19 protein-coding genes are annotated in these 23,118 nt (G+C 42.3%); 13 read left to right on the plus strand and 6 right to left on the minus strand.

The window, feature by feature from the left end; translation table 11 throughout:
• The first annotated feature begins 5 nt into the window (after nt 1–5).
• The 11 genes from L3V37_RS07855 to L3V37_RS07905 all read left to right on the plus strand — a co-directional run bounded on the left by L3V37_RS07855 (nt 6) and on the right by L3V37_RS07905 (nt 14,905).
• Complete coding sequence (locus tag L3V37_RS07855) at nt 6–800, plus strand: type VI secretion system accessory protein TagJ (protein WP_017635622.1); 795 nt, start codon at nt 6–8, stop codon at nt 798–800.
• A 7-nt stretch (nt 801–807) separates the two neighbouring features.
• On the plus strand, nt 808–1,272 hold the full coding sequence (tssE, locus tag L3V37_RS07860) for a type VI secretion system baseplate subunit TssE (protein WP_017635621.1): 465 nt from the start codon (nt 808–810) through the stop codon (nt 1,270–1,272).
• Nucleotides 1,269–3,092, plus strand: a complete 1,824-nt coding sequence (gene tssF / locus L3V37_RS07865; protein ID WP_130545605.1) for a type VI secretion system baseplate subunit TssF — start codon at nt 1,269–1,271, stop codon at nt 3,090–3,092. The genes tssE and tssF overlap by 4 nt, the downstream gene beginning before the upstream one ends.
• Nucleotides 3,089–4,054, plus strand: a complete 966-nt coding sequence (tssG, locus tag L3V37_RS07870; protein WP_005375963.1) for a type VI secretion system baseplate subunit TssG — start codon at nt 3,089–3,091, stop codon at nt 4,052–4,054. Before tssF ends, tssG begins: the two co-directional genes overlap by 4 nt.
• Before the next feature lie 10 nt (nt 4,055–4,064).
• Nucleotides 4,065–6,632: a type VI secretion system ATPase TssH gene (gene tssH / locus L3V37_RS07875; RefSeq protein ID WP_130545606.1), complete on the plus strand. Its 2,568-nt coding sequence runs from the start codon at nt 4,065–4,067 to the stop codon at nt 6,630–6,632.
• A 208-nt stretch (nt 6,633–6,840) separates the two neighbouring features.
• Entirely contained in the window at nt 6,841–7,320 is a 480-nt protein-coding gene (locus L3V37_RS07880) for a type VI secretion system tube protein Hcp (RefSeq protein WP_005375967.1), read from the plus strand.
• Nucleotides 7,321–7,369: 49 nt separating this feature from the next.
• Nucleotides 7,370–9,205, plus strand: coding sequence for a type VI secretion system tip protein TssI/VgrG (gene tssI / locus L3V37_RS07885; protein WP_237306127.1), 1,836 nt, complete (start codon nt 7,370–7,372; stop codon nt 9,203–9,205).
• An 11-nt stretch (nt 9,206–9,216) separates the two neighbouring features.
• Nucleotides 9,217–9,507: a PAAR domain-containing protein gene (locus L3V37_RS07890; protein WP_005375969.1), complete on the plus strand. Its 291-nt coding sequence runs from the start codon at nt 9,217–9,219 to the stop codon at nt 9,505–9,507.
• Nucleotides 9,508–10,347, plus strand: coding sequence for an NAD/NADP transhydrogenase subunit beta (locus L3V37_RS07895; protein ID WP_237306128.1), 840 nt, complete (start codon nt 9,508–9,510; stop codon nt 10,345–10,347). It begins immediately after the preceding gene.
• Between the two features lie 358 nt (nt 10,348–10,705).
• Nucleotides 10,706–11,839 (plus strand): exonuclease SbcCD subunit D, encoded by a 1,134-nt coding sequence (locus tag L3V37_RS07900; protein WP_213886021.1) that lies wholly within the window; start codon nt 10,706–10,708, stop codon nt 11,837–11,839.
• Nucleotides 11,840–11,848: 9 nt separating this feature from the next.
• Nucleotides 11,849–14,905, plus strand: coding sequence for an AAA family ATPase (locus L3V37_RS07905; protein ID WP_237306129.1), 3,057 nt, complete (start codon nt 11,849–11,851; stop codon nt 14,903–14,905).
• A 59-nt stretch (nt 14,906–14,964) separates the two neighbouring features.
• On the opposite strand, the gene L3V37_RS07910 is transcribed toward L3V37_RS07905, so the two are convergent.
• Entirely contained in the window at nt 14,965–15,345 is a 381-nt protein-coding gene (locus L3V37_RS07910; RefSeq protein ID WP_025767719.1) for a cystatin domain-containing protein, read from the minus strand.
• A 307-nt stretch (nt 15,346–15,652) separates the two neighbouring features.
• On the opposite strand from L3V37_RS07910, the gene L3V37_RS07915 reads away from it, so the two are divergent.
• Nucleotides 15,653–16,186, plus strand: coding sequence for a lipocalin family protein (locus tag L3V37_RS07915; protein WP_017820207.1), 534 nt, complete (start codon nt 15,653–15,655; stop codon nt 16,184–16,186).
• A gap of 207 nt (nt 16,187–16,393) precedes the next feature.
• Here the strand turns inward: L3V37_RS07915 and L3V37_RS07920 are convergent, their stop codons facing one another.
• The 5 genes from L3V37_RS07920 to L3V37_RS07940 form a co-directional block, all read right to left on the minus strand.
• On the minus strand, nt 16,394–17,389 hold the full coding sequence (locus tag L3V37_RS07920; RefSeq protein WP_033907020.1) for a succinylglutamate desuccinylase/aspartoacylase family protein: 996 nt from the start codon (nt 17,387–17,389) through the stop codon (nt 16,394–16,396).
• A 110-nt stretch (nt 17,390–17,499) separates the two neighbouring features.
• Nucleotides 17,500–19,032, minus strand: a complete 1,533-nt coding sequence (gene yfcC, locus L3V37_RS07925) for a putative basic amino acid antiporter YfcC (protein ID WP_005387492.1) — start codon at nt 19,030–19,032, stop codon at nt 17,500–17,502.
• A 211-nt stretch (nt 19,033–19,243) separates the two neighbouring features.
• Nucleotides 19,244–19,564 (minus strand): cytochrome c, encoded by a 321-nt coding sequence (locus L3V37_RS07930; RefSeq protein WP_130545611.1) that lies wholly within the window; start codon nt 19,562–19,564, stop codon nt 19,244–19,246.
• A gap of 78 nt (nt 19,565–19,642) precedes the next feature.
• Nucleotides 19,643–20,647: a low-specificity L-threonine aldolase gene (gene ltaE, locus L3V37_RS07935; RefSeq protein ID WP_005375978.1), complete on the minus strand. Its 1,005-nt coding sequence runs from the start codon at nt 20,645–20,647 to the stop codon at nt 19,643–19,645.
• Nucleotides 20,648–20,669: 22 nt separating this feature from the next.
• On the minus strand, nt 20,670–21,185 hold the full coding sequence (locus L3V37_RS07940) for an NUDIX hydrolase (RefSeq protein ID WP_017820203.1): 516 nt from the start codon (nt 21,183–21,185) through the stop codon (nt 20,670–20,672).
• A 269-nt stretch (nt 21,186–21,454) separates the two neighbouring features.
• Here L3V37_RS07940 and L3V37_RS07945 point away from each other — a divergent pair, with 269 nt between their 5' ends.
• Nucleotides 21,455–23,116, plus strand: coding sequence for an ATPase RavA domain-containing protein (locus L3V37_RS07945; RefSeq protein WP_237306130.1), 1,662 nt, complete (start codon nt 21,455–21,457; stop codon nt 23,114–23,116).
• Nucleotides 23,117–23,118 lie beyond the last annotated feature (2 nt).

A 23,118-nucleotide genomic window follows, 5' to 3' on the forward strand; every position in this document is an offset into this window, starting at 1 on the left:
TAACAATGACTCAATGGAAAAATGCTTTGTCCCAAGGCCTATTGCAACACGCTCTAGAGCAATTAATTGATGAAATTAAAGCAACCCCTAAAGATGCGAGCTTGAGAAGTTCCTTCATTGAGCTTCTTTGCATTGATGGGGACTTCGAGCGTGCGGACGCTCAGCTCATGCAATCGATTAAATTGTTTCCTGAGTATCTGCCTGGTGCAAGTCAGCTACGACATTTAGTGAAAGCAGCTCAAGCTAGAAAGGATTTTATCAATGGTGCGGCTAGTGCCAAAGTATTAGGTGATGAGGAATTAACTAAAGAGCTTGTTCGATTTAATCTTGCTCTCGGAAATCAAGAGTACGAAGAAGCGTCACGTCTATCGCATCGCATTGAAGAGCATCGCACTATTAAAGGGTTTAACGTAAACGGCACAAACTACGAAGATGCTAGAGATATTGATGATCGTTTAGGTGGTTACATTGAACTGTTTTCTACAGCAGGTAACTATTTTCTTGTACCCATATCGAGCATCCATACGCTAGAAGTTAAAGCACCTACTTCTTTGTTAGAGAGTATTTGGCGACCTGTCGAGTTTGATATCGATGGACTTGGTGAAGGCGAAGGCCATATGCCGTTGACATATGTTGACTCAGAGACCGATGCGCAAAAGTTAGGTCGAGAAACGGATTGGAAGCAGATTGGTGAGCAAGAATCTTTTGTTGGCTTGGGTCAAAAATGTTGGTTAGTCGGTGACTCAGCGCTTCCAATCTGTGATTTGACTACATTATTAGAACAGAAACAAATAGCGTAGAAATATCATGTCGTTAACCGTTTCTCTGCTCGACAAATTGATAGATAGTGATCCTCTCACTCGAGATGAGAAAGACTTCCCTGCAAGCCAGCAACAGATGTTGAGCAGCTTACTTAGAGATCTAGAGTCGATGCTGAATAGTCGTATTGGATGGAAAAATATTCCTGATGATCTTCTAGAGGTTCGTTATTCAATATTGAACTATGGGCTGCCAGATTTTTCCTCAATGCCCTATAGCAGCCAAGAAGGGCAGAATCAGCTTTGCGACATCGTTCATGATGCAATTAAAGAGTTTGAGCCGAGGTTAAGGAACCCTCATGTCCAGATTTCGGACGAGAAAAACGCTATTGATAGGGTATTGAGGTTACAGATAAATGCCACTTGCTTAATTGATAACAGTATTCATGAAGTGCGATTCAATTCTGAAGTAGAGCCGGTAAATTTAGGTATGAAACTGAGTAGAGCAAAATGAGTGAAGAGTTTCTCAAGTACTATAATCGCGAGTTAGCTTATTTGCGTCACAAAGGGCAAGAGTTTGGTGAGCAGTATCCCAAGATTGCCGCGAGACTTCGTATTAGTGAGGAACAGGTTGACGATCCACACGTAGAAAGATTGTTAGAAGGCTGCGCATTTCTAACAGCAAGGATTAGACAAAGCTTAGACAATAGTTACCCTCAGTTTACAGAGTCTTTGATGGGACAGTTATATCCGGATTTTCACGCCCCAATCCCGTCAATGTCAGTCATTAAAATGAGCTGTTCTAACTCCACTTCCTCTTATTTTGATGTAGAAGAAGGCGAGCGAGTTGTTATCGGTGCTACTGGATATCATGAATGCGAGTTTAGAACTTGTTATCCGGTCAGAATGTATCCTGTTGATGCGACCTCTGGCGTTTTTAAAAATGCGCCTTTCAAGCCAGTTGGCTCACGATGGGAAAGCAATGCTCATTCAGTTTTGAAAGTACAGCTCACGGCTCAAGATGAAGAGACTCCTCTTGGTGAAATGGGGATAGAACGGCTGCGCTTCTATTTAAACGGTCAATCTCAATTGACTTTTAAGCTCTACCAAATGCTGTTTCAAAACCTAATTGGTTTATCTGTTGTTGTGGATGGCAAAGAAGTTCGTCCTTTAACCAAAAGACATCTTTCTGAAGTAGGATTTTCAGAAGATGAGAAAGTTGTGCCATACAGTAAAAGAAGCTTTTCAGGAGCAAGATTACTTGTTGAGTATTTGCACTTTCCTGAGAAGTTTATGTTCTTTGATATCACCGAACTTGGATTATCTGAGCTAGATCTTGGAGAGCAAGTCGAACTGTATTTTTACTTTGATACCAACGATGACTGGCTTCCAAAGCAAGTGGACGAAGAAAGCTTAATGGTAGGTTGTGTGCCTGTAATCAACTTATTTAAAAGTATTATGGAGCCTAAGCGTATTCTACCAACTGAATACGATTACCACTTGTCTCCGCAATACCAAGAATCTGAAAGTAATGAGGTTGTCTCAATTTCTGACGTAACGTTGAGAAACTGGAACAAAACGTACCACAATTTGCCATGTTATCACGCTGGTGAGCACACGCATTATACAAACACTAGTGAGATTTATTGGTTGATGAGACGTGAGGATAAGAACTGGGCTGGTGGGTATGATGAGCCAGGTAGAGAAACTTACATTTCTTTTGTTGATAAAAAACATCAATTGTTCAGCCCGGATAGCCGGGAAAACTGGTTAATGTACGTGGAAGCTGAGTGCTGTAACCGCAACTTAGCGCAGAAACTTCCATTTGGAGGTGGGCTGCCGCAAGTATCTTTACCGGAGGTAAATGACAATTTCGAATCTGTTCGTTGTTTAGTTTCTTTATCAGAAACTATTCGGCCAGAAATGGATGAAAGCACACGATGGCAGTTAACTAAGCTTTTAACTTTAAACCATTTTACCGAGGAAGATGGTTTAGCAACTTTGAAGCAGACCCTTAATCTCTATGCATTTTCTGGGACAGCAGAAACGAAAGCGGTAATCGATGCTTTAACTAAGTTAGAGTTTGAGCCTACTACAGGAAGAATTAGTCAGAAAGGCAAAGTTGGATTTGCGCACGGTATAAAAATTATTTTGACGGTTTCTGATCAAATTTTACCTAAAGAGCAGATCTTTCTCTTAGGTAGTGTTTTATCTGTTTACTTCTCGCAATATGCTGAAATTAACATTTTTACGCAGTTAGAAATAAGAATTAAGTCCACGGGAAAGTCTTTCCACCTATGGCCCGCATTAACTGGCGATAAGGTGTTGCTATGAGCGCGGAACAATTTTATCGAGAATTAAAGCAACATCCATTGTTTGAAGCGATTCATCTTATTGAACACGAAGTTCTGCAAGCAGAGGCGCAAATAGGAACAGATGCGTTACCGAAGCATGAAAAGCTAAACTTAAAGGTTAATCCATCATTAGGTTTTGAAAATGCTCAGCTTTGTGAACTGAAAAATATAGATGACAGCAAGTTAGAGATTGAGACCAATTTAATAGGCCTAACGGGTGAGCAAGGTGTGCTTCCCCAGCACTATAGTGAATTAGCTTTACATCGCCAAAAAGAAGGCGATACGGCTATGGTGGACTTCTACGATATTTTCAATCATCGCTTATTATCTCTTTATTATCGATGTTGGCAACTGAGTCAGCTGACTGTTCAGTCTCGTGCGCATGCGCAGGGCGCGCGTTCGCCGTTAGAAAGCTGTAAATCGGCATTAACTGGGAAAGGGAGTTCACTGTCCCGGCACTATGGTGGTGTGTTTGCTTCACCAGTGAGAAGTAAAGGTGGACTAAAAAGTATTCTTGAATGTTTATCTGGATGCCAAGTAAAAGTTCATGAATTTCAAGGACAATGGTTACACCTTACGAAAGAAGAGCAAACACGCCTTGCATCCCGAACTATGCCTGAAGGGCAGTTTGCTCAACTTGGTTTAGGAGCGTCTTTGGGTTCGAAAGCATGGAACATCAACGCGGGGACAACAATAGAATTTCTGCCAAAAGATAAACAGCTAGTTAGTAAATTGCTTCCTAACCAACCCAATATAGCAATCATTAAGAACGCTGCTTATGAGTTGATTGGAAAACATAAACAACTGAAGTGGCAGCTCACCACCAAACATAGTTTGCTACCACAAGCTTGTTTATCGAAACAGCAGGGGCAGTTAGGTATTGGTTCTGTGCTTAAAAAACACGAACGTACAAAAGATCGAACTATAACAATTACTATTTAAAGGAAATGTAATGGCTTCACTCTCACTTTCAGCGTTGGTCGAAAGATTGTCTCCTCAGGCTAAGGAAACACTTGAACAGGCAGCTGCGATGGCAAGCTCCCGAACTCATCACAGTATTGAAATGTCTCACTGGTTAATGATGATTATCCGCCATCCTGACGATATTTACTCTGAAGTTTTTGACGAATTTGATGTCGATAAAATCAAGGTTGAAACCGATATTCAAAAGGCATTAGAAAAATACAAAACAGGATGCCAGTCGGTGCCTGGGCTATCAGCTCATACGGTGACTGTTATGCAAAATGCCTTGTTGTCTGCAACCATTGAATTCAATCAAGAACAGTTGGGGTGCATCCATCTTTTATTTGCCTACTTGTCTGATGATACGTTAGTCAACATGGCTGGTTCGATTAGTCCTGAACTAAACAAGATAGAACCATCTCGCTTATTGAACTTTAAAGAAAGTAATGCGCCTCAATCAAGATCGAATGACTTAGCGCAGTCAAACGCGAATTCCGCCTTGAATCAATTTACAACAGACCTTACTGAGCAAGCTAGGGAAGGTAAAATAGATCCGGTGATTGGTAGAGATAATGAAATTCGCCTAATGATCGATATTTTATTAAGACGCCGACAAAACAACCCGATTCTTACGGGAGAAGCTGGTGTTGGAAAAACAGCCGTTGTTGAAGGTTTGGCGCAAAAGATCATTGATGGCGATGTACCTCCCGCTCTGCAAAATGTGGCAATTAAGTCTCTGGATTTGGCGTTACTGCAAGCCGGCGCAGGCATGAAAGGTGAGTTTGAAAACAGGCTTAAGAACCTTGTGAAGGAAGTAAACGACGCTCCACAGCCTATTATATTGTTTATTGATGAAGCTCATGGCCTAATTGGCGGTGGTGGGCAAGCGGGCCAAGGTGATGCGGCGAATATTCTGAAGCCAGCATTAGCGAGAGGTGAACTCAGAACGATCGCAGCAACAACGTGGGCAGAGTATAAAAAGTATTTTGAAAAAGATGCAGCTTTAACTAGGCGTTTTCAAGTCGTAAAGGTTGATGAGCCAGCCCCTGAGCTCGCGATTGAAATGTTACGAGGCTTACTTGATGTAATGGCACAACACCACGATGTTCATATCACTAACCAAGCTCTCAATGCAGCGGTCCAACTCTCAGCTCGATACATTAATGGTCGTCAACTGCCAGATAAAGCGGTTTCTGTTTTGGATACAGCCTGCTCTCGAGTTGCGTTAAGTCAGTCATCTACACCGGGAGGCCTAGGTGCGAAAAGAAATAAACTTAAAGCAAAGCAAGCTGAGTATGAGCATCTTAGCCAAGAGAATCGATTAGGAGCATCTCTTGATGTACAGCTCCAAGGTGTCCGAAAAGAGATTGATGCGCTATCTAATGACATTATTGAATTAGAGGTACTTTGGGAAAAAGAAAAAGAATGGGTAAGTGAAGCTAAGTCACTTAGAACCCAAATAATCCAGGAGGGTTCTGAAACTGCTAGAGACAAGTTACAAGAGCTTGAAAATAACCTTTCCGCTAACTCACAGCCCTTAGTTTTTTCGCATGTAAATGAAGCGCTAATCGCAGAAGTTATTTCGGATTGGACCGGTATACCGTTGGGTAAACTTCAGGATGATGAAATCCAAGCAGTATTGGGTTTGAAAGAAAGTTTGTGTAAGCGAGTTGTCGGGCAGGATCACGCTTTAGAGCTCATGTCTGAAGTGATAAAAACTGCGAGTGCGCAGCTCACGGATGAGACACGACCAAATGGTGTATTTCTCCTAACCGGACCAAGCGGAGTGGGTAAAACCGAATCGGCTTTGGCGATTGCAGAGAAAGTGTATGGTAGTGAAGAAAATGTCACGACTATCAATATGTCGGAATTTAAGGAAGAGCATAAAGTCTCATTGCTATTAGGTTCTCCTCCTGGTTATGTCGGTTATGGAGAAGGAGGTGTACTGACTGAAGCTGTTAGACGTAAACCTTATAGTGTAATTCTCCTCGATGAAATGGAAAAAGCGCACCCTGGTGTTCAAGATATTTTTTATCAGGTATTTGATAAAGGCTCAATTAAAGACGGTGAAGGTCGAGATATAGACTTTAAAAACACTATTATTATTATGACCGCGAACACAGGGACCGAAACGACGATGTCTTTGTATTCTGATCCTGATTTATCTCCCGAGCCGTCAGCACTAAAAGATGCTTTACGCGATGATTTGTTGGTCGACTTTAAACCTGCATTTTTAGGGCGTGTGAATGTATTACCTTATTTGCCTCTATCAAGAAAAGTATTGATAGAAATAACAAAATTAAAGTTGGATAAAATTACGACTCGTATTCGTAAGCACTATAACGCTGACCTGTTTTTTGATGAGGAACTAATTAATGATATTGTAGACAATAGCAATGAGTCTGGGAGTGGTGCGCGTGTGGTACAAACAACCATAGAAAATACATTGCTTCCGAAGATTTCTCATGAAATATTGCATGCAATTCTTAATGATAAGACGTTTGATGAAATTATTGTTAAAGGTACAACTAGTGGACTCGATGTCTCAATAGTTTAACATCCTTTACACTCTCAATAATAATTGGGAGTTGGTTCATATTAACTATTATTTTTTATAAAAAACGCTTAAATTAAATCTTATTTAAAGATATAACAGGGCGTATTTAAAATGAATTTTTTGATACATTAATCACTAATTATCACCAAACGTCAGATAATTAAATTACTACGATATATGTCAATTAATAATGCTATAGGAGATTAGCATGCAGTCTAATACGTATCTTAAATACGCAGATATTAAGGGTGAGGCAACAGCCGAGCAATACAAAGATTTGATTACACTACTATCTGTAGATTGGAGTGTAGGTCGTGAGATCTCATCATACACTGGTACAGCGATGGACCGTGAAGCGAGCGCTACTCGTCTATATGATTTGACTATCACTAAACTTCAAGACCGTTCTTCTCCTGACTTATTTAAAGAAGCGACGATTGGTAAAGGTAAACCAGCGGTTTTCCATATTACTAAGCAGGGTGAGAAGGTTGAAGAGATCATGAAGATCGAACTGACTGATGCGATGATTTCTAACTACTCAGTTTCTATCCAAGACGATCGTCCAGTTGAAACTATCACAATTTCTTACACAGAAATGATGATGACAGTGACTCCTACTGACGATAAGAACAACACTTCTGCTCCATTGGTATACGGCTACAGCGGTGTTAAAGGTCAACAAATGTAATTTTCATGCGGGGGAGTATTCCTCCGCATTTTTTTGAAAGAAGTATTTAATGAAAAGAGCAACTCAAGATAACAATTTCATCCGAATTTCTTCGCCATTCGGTAAAGATGCCATCATACTAAACTCGTTTGAGTATAGAGAAGAGATCTCAGAACTTTTTTCATTGCGTGCTAAAGCTTACTTTAATGATCAACGAAGTGAGTTAAACGAAATTATTGGTAAGGAAGTTACCATTACCCTTGAAAATAATGAGGATGTTTCTTCAAATCCTCGTTATATGCATGGTTACGTTTCTGCTGCAAGATTAGAAGGGAAAAGGGTTTCTAATACACATAAAGGCGAAAATTATAAAAACATAGAATTATTAATAGAGCCTAAATTACGTTTCGCTGAATATCGAAAAAATTGCAGAATATTTCAGCATAAAGATATAAAGGAAATTATCTCTGAAGTACTATCGGAGCATAGTGTTGCCTTTAGTTTTGAGCTAACCAAGTCCTATCCTAAATACACGTACAAAGTACAATATGAAGAATCAGATCTTGAATTTGTTCGACGTCTGTTATCGGAAGAGGGGCTATCATTTTGTTTTACACATACTAAGTCTGCCCATACGCTCAATATTTTTGATGACATCAGTTTTTATAAGCCGGGTACTGAGTTTTTAGTCGATTTTGATACAGGTACGGCGAAATCTAGCCACATTTCTTCTTGGCATGAAACGCAAATTCTGACTACTAAAGCGAGTCAAAAGTCAGGCTATAACATGCTCAAGCCTTCTTCGAATCCTAAAAATACTGCAAAGGGTGAAAGTGATTTTTTTACAGTGCCTGAAAGCGAGTATTTTGAATACATGGGTGAAATGGAGAGCAATGATCAATACGCACTGAGAAACACGCATGCAATAGAAGCACTACAGCAAAATGCATATTTGTGTCGTGGCGAGGCTACGTGCAGAACATTCAGCGTAGGCAAGTGCTTCAAGTTTAAAAAACATGAAGATAAATCTCGAGTTGGCAAAGAATATGTACTGTCTTCTGTTTTTTTGTCTGCTGCTGTTTATAACCAGACTGGTCAAGGTGGCACCGGTGCGCAAGGTGTCAAAGTCTCGTTTAGTTGTGTTGACTCAAAGACAATCCTGCGTCCTTCAGTTAACTACCCGAAACCTCAGATGAAAGGTTTGCAAACCGCAGTAGTTACGGGGAACAAAGATGGTGAAATTTACATAGACAAACATGGCCGTATCAAAGTTCAGTTTCACTGGGACCGTGTTGGTAAATACGATGTAAATAGTTCATGTTGGATTCGTGTTGCGCAAAATATTGCAGGTAACGGATGGGGGTCGGTGTTTCACCCTAGAGTCGGACAAGAGGTCATCGTCGAGTTTGTTAACGGAGACCCTGATCAACCAATCGTTACGGGGTCACTATATAACGGTAGTCAACTCCCTCCTTACGCTTTACCAGAGCAAAGTTCTCAGAGTGGTTATAAATCACGCTCTGTACAAAAAGGTACATCCAATTTTAATGAGTTGCGCTTTGATGATAAGCCCGGTGAAGAGCACATTTATCTTCATGCTGAAAAACTGTTCCAAATGCTAGTTGAAGACTGTGTTGATATCGCCGTTGAAAACAGTAAAACCGAAAAAGTGACCAATGATGTTAATCAAGAGGTTGGTCAGAACGCGAGCTTGAAAGTAGGTAAAAACTTTTCGAATGAAACGGGTGAAGTGCTGTCTTTTAATGCAGGAAAGAGCGTCGAGATCAAAGTAGGTGGTGCTTCTATTCAGATGTCTAGCTCTGGAGAAATCAATATCAAAGGTAATAAAATATCCATTAACGGCTCAGCTATTGCTCTTAAAGCTGGGCAAATTTCATTGAACTAAGGTGATTTAAAGTGGGTAAACCAGCCGCAATTTTGGGCAGCTTTCATCTTTGCCCTAAAAAAACAGGAAAGATACCGCATGTCGGTGGTCCCGTCGTTGTTGGTTCACCAAACGTAACGATTGGCGGGATACCTGCGGCAAGACAAGGCGACAAGCTTATTTGTATCGGTCCTCCGGATAGTATCTCAGCAGGTTCTTCTAGCGTAACAATCAACGGTAAACCAGCCGCGAGAGTCGGCGATTCAACGTCTCATGGTGGCAAAATTCTATCTGGTATGCCTACGGTTTTAATCGGAGGCTAGATGCCACTCGCATTTCAAACGCATCTTCTATCCTTTAATGGCCGTTCACACACCGTTCGCGAGATAGCTGATGATTCTTTTAGATTGTCCGAGGAAATCCGACCCCCTGACTTTGCTCAATCAATAGATGAGCATATATTAAGCCTCGTGCGCTCTGAGCGCGAGAGTCTTGAGCAAGTTGATATCAAGGGGAATCTCTGTGTTCTTTTACCATCTTCGGTAGACAAAAGCTTGCTTAAAGCATTGATAAGCGAGCTTTCTATTTTCGTTGGCCAAACTGTCAATACTGAAATTTACTTTTATCCTTATGGCCAAGCTGCATTTTTGATGGCACTAAATCGGATAAATCGTGAAGTTAATGAAACGCAAGCGACTTGGATACTGGCTATAGAGGTTACGAGTGATGTAGAAGGGCATGTCAAACCTCAAAGCTCTATCATTTTAACCAAGTGTTTTTTTCGACATTCAGGTCTTGTGCCTGATGTTGTTCGAATTGATTTAGATGCCAAACAACAACGCATCGCCGTGGACAAGGTGTTTAAGCAATTAGGAGTAAGTTGTGAACATCCACTCAGTCAATTGTATTTATCCGTTAATAAGGAAGAACCGCAATGGTTAAACTCAATGCAATTCTTGTCTCCGTGGGTGACCGATCAAACTCAGTATCAATTTGTTGATATCAAGCTTGGCGGATTGGGTGCATGTGGCGGCGTTTTAAAAGCGTTAGTGATTGATGAGCTTCAAAGAAGCAGCCCCTGCCCAGACTTTCACGTGTTGCAAGCCGACATCGAGCCAGATGGCTACGCGGTAGGAGTAATATACAATTGGCGTAGTGAATAGGCCTGGCTATTGCTTTTCCTTCTAGTAGCTGAGGTTTTAGTGATGCAAATGTTTTGGGGGATTGACTCGAAACTGGCCCTTTAATGATGTTTGGACAATGACTAGGCGCAGCTTGCTTGTCAAAATAGCTTTGCTCACCGCGTTTTTACAGTGTTCTTCTCGCTTTCTGATTAAATAGCCAGCCATAGAACACAAACCACATGAAAAGCTGTTCGACTCAAGATATCCTTACCGATATAAAATAACTTGAGTTTTGGCTTGTTCGAGATCCCACCCGTGACGCATTCCTTTTTATAAACGGTACATGGACTCTGACAGAAGCAAGCCTACTCATAGAATTGGCGGAAAGTGAATTCGAATGAAGTTTATCCACACCTCAGATTGGCATCTTGGTCGACAATTCCACAACGTATCACTACTCGAAGATCAACAAGCAGTACTCGAACAACTGATTAACTATATTGAACACAATCCCGTCGATGCGGTTGTAGTGGCGGGAGATATTTATGACCGTTCGGTGCCGCCAACGGTTGCAATAGAACTGTTAAATCGAGTCGTGAAACGCATTTGTACCGAGTTAGAAACACCAATGATATTGATATCTGGCAACCATGATGGTGCAGAAAGGCTAGGTTTCGGCTCAGAGCAAATGAAAAATGCAGGTCTCCATATTGTTAGCAACTTTGAAGAGATGCTCACTCCCATCATCATAAAAACGGACTCTGCGGATGAGGTCGCGTTTTATGGTATGCCTTATAACGACCCTGAACAGGTTAGGTTTGCCTACAAAGCCTCGGTATCCACTCATGATGAGGCTCATCAATTGCTTGTTGAGCAAATTAAAGAGCGCTTTATCTCTAAGCAAAAGCGCGTGCTCGTGAGTCACTGTTTTGTTGATGGGGCTATCGAGTCAGACTCTGAACGACCATTATCTATTGGTGGTTCTGATCGCGTGAGTCATGAACACTTCTTAGATTTTGACTACGTCGCACTTGGTCATTTGCATCAGCCTCAAAAGAAAGGCGCAGAGCATATCCGTTACTCTGGCTCTCTCATGAAGTATAGCTTTGGTGAACAGAACCAGAGAAAAGGTTTCACGTTAGTTGAACTGGACAAGAAAGGATTCGTTTCTGCAAAGCATATTGATCTTACGGCTCCTCATGAAATGCGTATTGTAGAGGGCGAGCTGGATAAAGTTATTGAGCAAGGGAAAACAGACCCCAAGAATGAAGATTATTTGTTAGTTCGTTTGATGGATAAACATGCGATTTTAAACCCAATGGAAAAACTTCGTTCAGTGTATCCAAACGTTTTACACCTTGAGAAACCTGGCATGTTAATTGGGGTAGAGCAGGAAATGGCGCAAGCAAAGTTGGCGCGAAGCGAAATTGATATGTTCCGAGATTTTTTTATTGAGGCGCAAGATAGCCAGTTGTCTAAAGAGCAAGAGCAAGCTGTTACTGACATTATTAAGCAATTATCACAGCAATAGGGACCAAAGATGAAACCAATTAAACTAACCATGCAAGCTTTTGGTCCGTTTGCAAAAACTGAAATCATTGATTTTGAGAAGCTTGGCAGTAACCCTCTATTTTTGATTAATGGCCCTACAGGTTCCGGTAAAACGTCGATCTTAGATGCCATTTGCTTCGCCCTTTATGGTGAAACCACAGGTAATGAGCGACAAGGTATTCAGATGCGGTGTGACTTATCCGCGCAAGATTTACCAACCGAAGTAGTTCTCGAATTTTCGTTACACGGCAAACAATACCGAGTTGTTCGATCCCCTGAGCAGGAAGCGCCCAAGGCCCGTGGTGAAGGGATGACGATTAAAAAGCACACTGCGGCTCTTTATGAACTCGGTGAGACTGAAACGCTTATCACCAGCAAGACGACTCAGGTTAAAACTGAAGTTAGCAATATTATTGGCTTGAATGAAACTCAATTTCGTCAAGTTATGGTGTTGCCTCAAGGAAAATTCCGAGAACTGTTGCTTGCTAGCTCTAAAGAGCGTGAAGAAATTTTTGGCCAGCTCTTTCAAACTGACATATATAAAAAAATTGAGTACGCGCTCAAAGATAAAGCGAGTGCAATTAGTAAAGCGAAAGGCGAATTTGATAATCAAATTCGAGGTGCTTTACAAGTTGCAGAAGCGAGTTCTGAACAAGAACTATTACAACAACTGGAACAAGTAACTAAGCAATTAGAGTCTGATAAAAAGAATGAGCAAGCAGCGTTAGATAAGCTCAATACTGCTAAATCTGAATTGCAAAAAGCGGAAACCTTGAATGGAGAGTTTTCGAAACGAGAGCAAGCAGAAAGCGCACTCAAGCTGCATCTAGAACACTCAGATTCGATAAAAGCTCTTCAACAGCAATTAGAAAACGCTAAAAATGCCAATAAGATAGAGTTGCCCTATATCTCATTACAAAATGCAAAAGCTCAAACGCAAGAGCTTAGGCAAAAAATCGTAGCTTTGAAAGAGAGTCTCGAAAAAGCTCATGTCGTTGCGAGAGAACAAGAAAACTTGCAGCAAAGTGCAAAAGAGGCCGCGGCAAAGGTCCCGCAGTTAACGCAACTGCAGTATCAGCTTGAAAGTATGAAAAACAAGTTGGTCGAGAAAGACAATTTGGAAAGTAAAATAACGGCGGGTTATCAACAAAAACAACAATTTGAAGCAACGTTAAAACAGTACATAGAACTAAAAGATAAGTTAACGTTACAGGCCCAGCAGGGACAGAAGGAGCTAGAGAAAGCACGAGTTGATGTTGCGCTTATTGGCAGCATCGATGCGGAAATAAAACAAAAACAACGGCTGTTACAGGATCTACAAAAGCTGCATGATCTTACTTTAGAGCTCTCTAAACTCAATGCGCTAACTGTAGGCAAGCAGCAGTCACTACACGAAGCCAGTCAGCGCTATATGCAGCGTCAACAAGCCGCTGATACGATAGAGCTTAAGTGGCACAACGCTCAAGCGGCAGTATTAGCGCAGCGACTAAAAGCAGGTGAAGCATGCCCGGTGTGTGGTAGCGAAACGCATCCTAACCCCGCAACGTTTGTTGAAGAAGCCGTTACAAAAGAGCAAGTTCAGGCGGCTAGAGCGAAAGAGCGAGAAGCTCAAACCTTGTTGAACCAACTAAGCAATCAGCTAGAACAACATAACGTTGTCATTAGTCAGTATCAGAATCAGTGTAACCAGTTGAAAGAGGAGTTGGGTGAGTATGCTACATCTGAGATCTCGACGGTTCAAAATGATTTGCAAGCGATCAATGCTCAACTCCTACGTCTACAAGCTATTGATATTGAAAAGCTAGAAAAGAACGTTGAACAGCTTAATCAACGCTGCGTCGTGGGTGAAAATAAAATTCATGAGCTGCAGAATCAAATGGCGGCAAATGAATCAACCGTTAAAGCGAACCAAGAACAATTGGCTCAATTACAAGCTTCTATTGACCCAAAATACAGTTCCGCTGACTTGCTTGAACGTGAAATTTTGCTGACAAACGAGCAAATTCTGAGTTTGAACACAGGCTTAGAAAAGGCGCAAAACGCTTTGCAGCAAGCGATATTGGAGAAATCAAATGCGGAAAGTCACTTAGCGACGAACAAGCAGTGGTTATCTGAGTCAGAGCAAAAACTTAGCCAAGCAGAATTAGCGTGGAATGAGGCACTACAGGCGAGTAAATTTGAGGATGAAAGCCATTATCTAAGTAGTCGAGTGGGAGATGATGAACTTCAAGCCTGGCAGCAAGAAATAGACAGTTTCAAACAGACACAAACCAAGCTTGAGCAAACACTACATGATTTAAATCATGCATTGAAAGATCTTGAAAGGCCTAATTTGGAGTCGATTAACGACAGGTTAACCACTCTGCAGGCGCAATATATTGAAGTAAGGAATCAACTTGATACCACACGCTCAATATTTGAACGCCTTGAAAAGGTTCGTAAAGATATTGCCGTGTTGCATGAGAAAAATAGTAAGTTAGAAGAAGAATACAAAGTCTTTGGTACGTTGTACGACGTTGCTAGCGGTAAAACAGGCAGCAGGGTTAGCCTACATCGCTTTGTTCTTGGTGTACTGTTGGATGATGTGCTGATTCAGGCCTCTCAACGCTTAAGCCTTATGAGTAAAGGGCGCTATATACTTGCTCGAAAAACAGAGGGCTTCAAAGGCGCTGCGGGTCGCGGCTTAGATTTAATGGTTGAAGATGGCTACACAGGAAAAACGCGTGATGTTGCGACACTTTCCGGCGGTGAATCATTTATGGCAGCGCTTGCTCTGGCACTTGGTTTGTCGGATGTTGTGCAATCCTATAGTGGCGGTATCCGTTTAGACACTTTATTTATTGATGAGGGCTTCGGTAGTTTAGACCCAGAGTCTTTAGATCTTGCTATTCAAACGCTAGTGGACCTGCAACAGACTGGGCGCATGATCGGTGTTATTTCTCACGTTTCTGAGCTGAAAGAGCAAATGGCGCAGAGGATTGATGTTGAACCATCAAGACTTGGTTCAACGGTGTCGATTAAATCTCAATGTCGCTTCGCTGTCTAATTCAGTGACTACTGTTAGATCAAAAAGCCCCTATTATTAGGGGCTTTCTGACTAAGTCGCTACTGTTCGCAAAAGTGGCCTTCTTTTGGTGATTGGGTAATCGCATATTCGCCATCAAGGTTGCGATAAACAATCGTGTTCCAAACAGAGCCATCATCCAACTCAAACTCAATAGCATAGTTGACGCCGCTAACGATTTGCGCGTGAACATTCAGTATTCGTTTAAACGACGCTATTGTGTCCATTTTCTTTAAAACAAAGGCCATTGCCTTTTGTGCATCAGGGGTCGCGTTAAACTCATTCCACCCACCTGGCATGTTTCCTTGTGCATTACATACATCTGCCGAGGTCGTTAATTGTGTCGTTTCGCTCGGCTTTTCCTGCTGACAACCTGCAAGTAACACCAAAAGTGCACAAACTGACACTGTTTTTAATTTCATAACAATAACCTCTGTCTATAACGCAACGTATTATAGGAGGGTGATATGCCTACGAATGTCTATGTTGTGCAAAGTTTCTATATGCATAGGGTTAAATGCTGACAAAATGTACAAGCATGGTCAGCTTGTAAGTCAAAAATAGAGCAATCTTGTTATCGATTTGCTGAGATGACGAGGTTTCGGTGTTCAGCGCGCTATTGATGATGAAGAATTGTGATGTGTACCTATGAGGGCGATGGTGCGGCTTAGTGATCGATTTGTTATCTTCTAGAGTAAAATCAATCACTAATTAAAATTTAGGTGTTGTATGAAATCGATAAAAATATTTTTACTTTTGTCACTTGCAACTTTATTTGGTTGTACCTCGAAGCCGGATGGGGTGGAACCCGTCAATAATTTCGATTTAGAGCCATATCTAGGTAAGTGGTATGAGATTGCACGCCTAGACCATTCATTTGAGCGAGGCTTATCCAACGTTACCGCTGAGTATCAGGTTCGCGAGGATGGTGGGGTTAAGGTGATAAACCGTGGATATTCCGAAGAAGAGCGACAGTGGTCAGAAGCTGAAGGCAAAGCTTATTTTGTTGAAGATAAAACGGTTGGACACTTAAAGGTTTCCTTTTTTGGGCCAATATACTCTTCTTACATTGTTTTTGAGCTAGGTGAAAACTATGACTATGCGTTTGTTTCCGGTTACAACCACGACTACTTGTGGCTATTGTCTAGAACGCCTAACGTTGATGAGAAAGTAGTGGAGCGCTTTAAGTACGTAGCTAAAGAGAAAGGTTTCGCTATAGACGAGCTCATTTTTGTTGAACAAGAGAAACAAAGACAGCTTTAAGTTCATCAGCGTGGCTGAAAAAGCGGACAGAGGGGAAGCTTCCTAATTAAGAGCTCAGTTTGTCATTTCGCTTAACAGTAATTTGTTACCGCGTAACTTAATGTGGTCAAAATGGATATAGCCCCATCATTTGTGATTACTCGTGATGGGGCTTATATAAATTTGAGTGAGCGTCGAAAGGTTGATCTATCAACAAACGGTTATGGTTTACTTAATCAAACGAACGATCAGGGAACCTGGTGCTCGAATAGATTCAACATTGTGGCTAAGTACTGTGCCGCTTGTTGGGGCGGTGTAGCGTTTAATCTCAGCGCCAAAGCTGTCGTATTGAATCGCAAGAAGTTGGCCTTGCTCGACAAAATCCATCAAACTAACATGAGGCAGTACAAAGCCGCCGTGTGTCGCTTTCACACTGATGATTTCGTTTCCTTCCAAGCATGACGTAATAGTGTCCACATCACCTTCAACAATGTTATGCTCTTTCAGCACATTAAAAATGCCTGTTACAGTTCGACTGATAAGTTCTTGCTCGGTATATCGCCCCATACCTACTTCAACAGTAATACTTGGGACACCATGGTTATTCCAGACCGTTTCAAGGACGCCAGCATCTCCAGGATCATTTAAAATCGCATCAGGATTAATGAGGCGAGCCATTTCTAATGATTGCTCGATTCGGAAATCTGCAAACACGTAAAGTGGATAGGCCGCACCACTGGTTTGAGTGTGAAGGTCAATGGCTAAATCAGCATTTGGCTTGAGCAAATCATTCCACAATGCATATAAGTAACGTTGGGCCTCATTGCCGTTTTGGTCACCAGGAAAAAAGCGGTTTAAGTTTGCAGGAGACGCATCAGGGTCTGCGGAATAGAAATCGCGGCTGTGGTTTAGCATACCTGGCATGTTAATGGTTGGAACAATAGTGACAGTACCAGCGACTTCAGTGCCGATGAGCTCTCGAGCAGTTTTCTGCGCTGCTAACACACCATTGTACTCATCACCATGAACCCCTGCGGTAATCATGATCTTCTTGCCAGGTTTTTCACCTTTGAACACTAGCACAGGTAGGTGTTGCCACTGAGAGAGAGCATTCGTTGCGATGCGAAACCAAAACTTATGCTCGCCCGAATTTAGGTCTGCTACATTGAGAGATTGAATCACTTGATGACCCTGAATCACGTCATCGAGAAATTGTGTTGCCATTAAAGTTACCACTCCAAAACCATAAGCTAATCTAAAACCTTAGCGTCGTCATACCATGAATATTAATAAGGCGAGAACATGTCTCGCCTTAATTACCAATTGGTTTCGTTTTACGCAAAACCCATAATATGAGCTGCGATAACGACGATACTTGATAGGGTAAAGAGTAATAGAATAAATCGCCAGCAGAATTTTGCCCAGTCACCCCAGTCGATACGGCAGACACCAAGCGTTGCCATGAGAGATGCCGAAGTAGGGACGATAACGTTAGTAAAGCCATCGCCAAGTTGGAATGACAAAACTGCCACTTGGCGCGTAACTCCTGCAATGTCTGCCAGAGGGGCCAGTAGAGGCATCGTTAGTGCCGCTTGTCCAGAGCCCGAAGTGACGAAGAAGTTGAAGATAGATTGGAATACATACATTAACCATGCCGCAGCCACGTCAGGAAGCCCGCTAATCACGCCGCCAGCACTGTTTAGAATTGAATTCAGTACACTCGCTTCATCAGTTGTACCACCACCAAGGATCAACAATACACCTTTTGCACAACCCACTAATAGGGCAGGTGCAAGCATAATAGCTGCACCTTCTTTAAATGCATCAGCTGCGCAGTTTAGTGTCATACCGTTCAGGCGAAAAATCGTACCGATGATCGCGACAACAAAGCCCATAGTGAAAAATTGAGACGCGATTTCTGGGATGTACCATGCGTTAGCGACTACGCCCCAAACGACCCACACCGTGGTCGCAATAACCGTAAGGATAACGAGTGTGTCACCTAGGTTCCAACGAGAATCTTGATTGCCAAGCTCTTGCTGACGGAAATACTGGTCTGTGCGATGGCTGTAAGAAAGTTTAGGATTTGACTTCACACGAGCGGCGTAGATCATTGTGAAAGCGATACCGATTAACGTAAAGCCAGCCCATAACCCCATGCGTACTGTCATGCCGGATAAAACAGGTACACCCGCAATGCCTTGCGCAATAGCTACGGAAAAAGGGTTCATCCAAGAAGTAGCGAAGCCAATTTGAGTCGCAACATAGGTAACCATTACCGTAGTGATACCATCATAACCAAGGCGAACCATAAGCGGCGCGATAATAATCGCAAATGCTACGGCTTCTTCACCCATACCAAATACCGCACCGCCTAGCGAAAACAGCAAAAATAGCACTGGAATGAATAGCGCTTCGTTACCTTTGGTCTTATCGATAAGGCGCAGGATACCGTTATCGATTGTGCCTGTGCGCATTACAACGCCGAAAGCACCGCCGATAACCAACATGAACATAATCACGCCGATCGCGCTGCCCCATTTAGAGCCAGAAACTAGCCCTTCGAAAGGGAAGTTCATCAGGCCAATGCCACCACCAGAAGCAAACAGACCAACCTTGTTGTAAACCAATTCACCGTTTTCGTCGGTTGCATAAGAGAAAGAAGAAGGATCGATAACTGTGCGAGTTTTTTCTGCACCGTCGACCATGTAGGTCACCTGTTGGCTATCAAAATGACCAGCAGGAATTAAGTAGGTAAGAATCGCAGCAAGAATACCAACAATGAAGATCAAAATGAGGGTATCTGGCATCTGCCACGACTTAGGGGTAGCAACCGAGTCTGCTGGTTGCGCATGTGTGTGAGACATAACTTACTTCACGTCAAATTCAATAAAGCATGAAATATCGATAAAATAGAATAAAAAGTCAATATTAATGCTTATGTTGAACTATAAATTCATCAAATATTTGAAGTGAAGTTAATTTGATTGTTTTGTGGTCAAATGTTGGGTTAATGTTTCAATATGCGCTGAGTTTGGATGATTCACGAGCTTTCATAGTCATCTACAGGTGATCTAATCACTTGATTTCTGTCTGTTCTGCATAAAAAGCAGCGACATCACGAAGGTCTTCATCATTTAACATTTTTAACTGTGCTGCCATCATTTCTGCAAGTGGCCCTTTACGCTCACCGGCTTGATAAGATTTCATTGCATTGTAAAGGTACTGAGAATTTTGACCAGCAAGGCTTGGATAGGTGTTGTTCGTTGCGATGCCTGTAACACCGTGACAATAGACACAGCTAGGTGATTTGATTTTACCTTTATCAGCATCACCAAACGGCTCGGCATGGATAGCGGAAGAGAAAATAAAAGAGATTAAAAGTACAAATCTGAGCATGGAGGTTATCTATTCGCTAAAAATCATGCCGATACAATAAAGCTTCCCCTTAGGGGAAGCTCAATGATCAAAATCAAATTAAAGTAGAGATTTTATACTTGATAAGAAAGTGTCGATGTCTTTCGCTGAAATATCTTTATGAGTTACAAAACGAATTGGATTTCCAGGGGTTATCGTGATGTTTTGTTCCTTTAGTTTCGCAGCGATACTTACTATGTCCACTTGAGGATCAAGCTTCGCGAACACGATGTTCGTTTGAACAAATTCAGGGTTGACTGAAAAACCAGGCAGTTCTGCTAAACCTTCCGCTAAGGTTTTTGCGTTGATGTGATCTTGTTTTAGCTGTTCCACTTGTTCGGTAAGGGCAAGTTTGCCTGCTGCGGCAAGAATACCCGCTTGACGCATACCACCGCCGACCATCTTTCTTAAGCGACGTGCTTTTGCGATGTAGTCTTTGCTACCAAGCAGTAGCGAGCCAACAGGGGCAGCCAGACCTTTCGACAGACAGATCGTCATTGAATCAAAGTACTGACCGATCTCTTTTACCGGAACATCAAGTGCAACGGCTGCGTTAAAAACGCGAGCGCCATCTAGATGCATCTGCAAGTTATGTTTATTCACGAAGTCACGTGCTTCTGCTAAGTAAGACAGAGGTAGTACTTTACCATTAATTGTGTTTTCTAAGCTGAGAAGCTTAGTGCGAGCAAAGTGACAATCATCTGGTTTAATCGCAGCAGCCAGTTTATCAAATGGTAGCGTGCCATCTGGGTTATTTTCGACTGGTTGAGGTTGAATTGATCCCAAAACCGCCGCGCCACCAGCTTCGTATTTGTAGTTATGTGCTTGTTGCCCACATAGATATTCATCTCCCCGCTCGCAATGCGCCATTAAACCGAGCAGATTGGCTTGAGTGCCTGAAGTGGTAAACAAAGCTGCTTCGAAACCAGCAAGCTGCGCAGCAAATTTTTCAAGCTCATTGACCGTAGGGTCATCACCATAAACATCATCCCCAACGGGGGCCTTAAACATGGCTTCTCGCATGGCTTGGGTGGGCTGTGTAACGGTATCTGATCGAAAATCCATGAATGTCTCCTTGGTCAAAGTCCTAAATATATCCGCAAAGGCGCGCTTTGCTTAAGCAAGCGATCGTTTTGGCATCGGTGATCGTGCCATCGACAATCTTTTCTTCGAGTTGCTTGATTGACAAGGTGACGACCTCAATCACTTCGTCTTCATCGCACTCGTAACGGTTTGTTTTGTTGAGCTTTTCGGCAACAAATAGATACTGTATCTCATCACAAAATCCGGCAAGAGGGGTGACTTGGCCGAGAGACGTGAATTTCTCTGCACTAAACCCAGTTTCTTCCTCTAACTCTCTTTTGGCGCAGCAGAGTGGCTCTTCGTTGCCTTCCCTGGTACCAGCAGGCAGTTCCAATAGCCATTTATTAAGTGAAGGCCGAAATTGGTGGACAAGGACAATCTCACCCTCCGCTGTAATAGGGAGAATCACCGCAGCACCCGGATGATGGATTGTGGTGTGCGTAATTGCCTGTCCTGTAGGAAGCATAACGTCTTCTTCAATCAGAGAAATTTGCTTCCATTTATGAATTATCTTGCTCATGCAGTTATGAACCCTAGCTGTTACCGCATTTTTGACGTTTTTCGACATTAACCACAAATGGTGGGAAACAAAAGCAAAAAATACTGCAACACGACGAAAGCGTTTGCACTTTAAGTGAGCAATGTCTCATAAATGGAAACTTTGATTGCTTCGTCAAGAAGGGGAAAAGCATCTGCTATAAGGGGAATTCGACAAAATACATTTGTAACAAAGTTATAACAAGTGTATAAAAATGTTAACGCAATACTACTTCAGCAGCCGGAGAACGTATGACACAAACCTTATTTGCCTCAAATGCCGAAAAAGCGCTTCTCTCAGAACGCATCAATAAATTGGCGAAAGCGTTAACGGATGGCGTTTATGAGCGTGAACATACGATCAAGCTCTGCCTTCTTGCTGCACTTGCTGGTGAAAGTGTTTTTCTTTTAGGTCCCCCTGGTATTGCAAAAAGCTTAATTGCCAAACGACTCATCCAAGCGTTCGATAACAGCAGTTACTTCGAATACCTGATGACGCGCTTCTCAACCCCTGAAGAGGTGTTTGGGCCACTGAGTATCCAAGAGCTAAAAGACAACGGCCGTTATGTTCGCTTAACTAAAGGGTATTTACCAACTGCACAAGTCGTATTTTTGGATGAAATCTGGAAGGCGGGCCCTGCAATTCTTAACACATTGCTGACAGTGGTTAATGAGAAAACATTCAAAAATGGCAGCGATATCGAGCGTGTGCCAATGCGCTTGTTGGTATCGGCTTCCAATGAATTACCCGATGAAGATAGTGGATTGGATGCGCTCTACGACCGCATGTTGGTGCGTGTGTTTGTGAATCGAATTCAGAATAAACAAAACTTTAAGTCGATGTTGACTGTGGGCACATCGCAAGAGGCACAAGTACCAGAAGGCCTAGCGATAACTGATGAAGAATATCATCAATGGCAACAACAGCTCGACAAATTGACGTTAACCGACAATGCATTCGAAAAGCTTTTCCAGCTTAAAACGATGTTAGAAAGCAAAGTTGAAGCTCAGTTTGGTGATGTGGTCAATACCGATATGTATGTCTCTGACCGCCGCTGGAAGAAAGCCGTGAAGTTGTTAAAAGCGAGCGCGTTTTTTAATGGTCGCGATGAAATAAATCCGCTTGACCTTCTACTGTTGCAAGATTGTTTATGGAACAGTCCTGAATCGCGAGATGTGGTACGTGAAGTGGTTCAAGAGTTCGCCTTAAAACATGCATTTGATCAACAAGACGCGGAGCAGGAAATTGAGTACTGCCGAGAGTCTTTGGTTGATGTTCAACATGAACTTGAAGATGCCTACCGCATGACGTTAACGTCTGAAGCGGCAACGGGTATTTTGCGTAAAGAAACCATGCGCTTTGATACCTCTAAAGCCAAGATGTACAAAGTTGGCGCAGCCGTTAACTTAGTTAAATTGGTTGTCTTGCAAAGCAACATGTCGGTTTCAGAATCAGAAAAAGGTGATAGCCGCTGGGTTTATGTACCCAAAGATGAGTTAGATCGAGTCATTAAAGAGGGAAGCGGTGATGTGTATGGTTACGTCAATCAAAACACCAACATGTGCCGTTTACGATTTGACGTTGACGCGGCGAATAACCTAGCTATCCGTGATATCGCGAATCGAGGCATTTTGGTTAGCCTAGTGACTCAAGAGGGCTTGGATGTAGAGCTTTACCAAAAGTGGTTAACGCAGAGCGAAAAAGCCGTAAATCAGCTTAGTGAGGCAGAACACCATATGCGCAAGGTGAAAGCGAACTTTCATGATGCGCTTCCGCATAGCTTTGTTGATCCTGAATTACCCCGCCTAATGGAGTCGAGTCTGCAACAGGTAAGTCAGAGACTTGAATCAATCCAAGCAGAAAGTGAAAAAGTTATCCAACGCTTTAAAAACTTACATCAGTTTTTCTCATAAGG

It is taken from the genome of Vibrio sp. D54 (assembly GCF_021728075.1).
In the GTDB taxonomy this organism is placed as follows: Bacteria; Pseudomonadota; Gammaproteobacteria; order Enterobacterales; family Vibrionaceae; genus Vibrio; species Vibrio alginolyticus.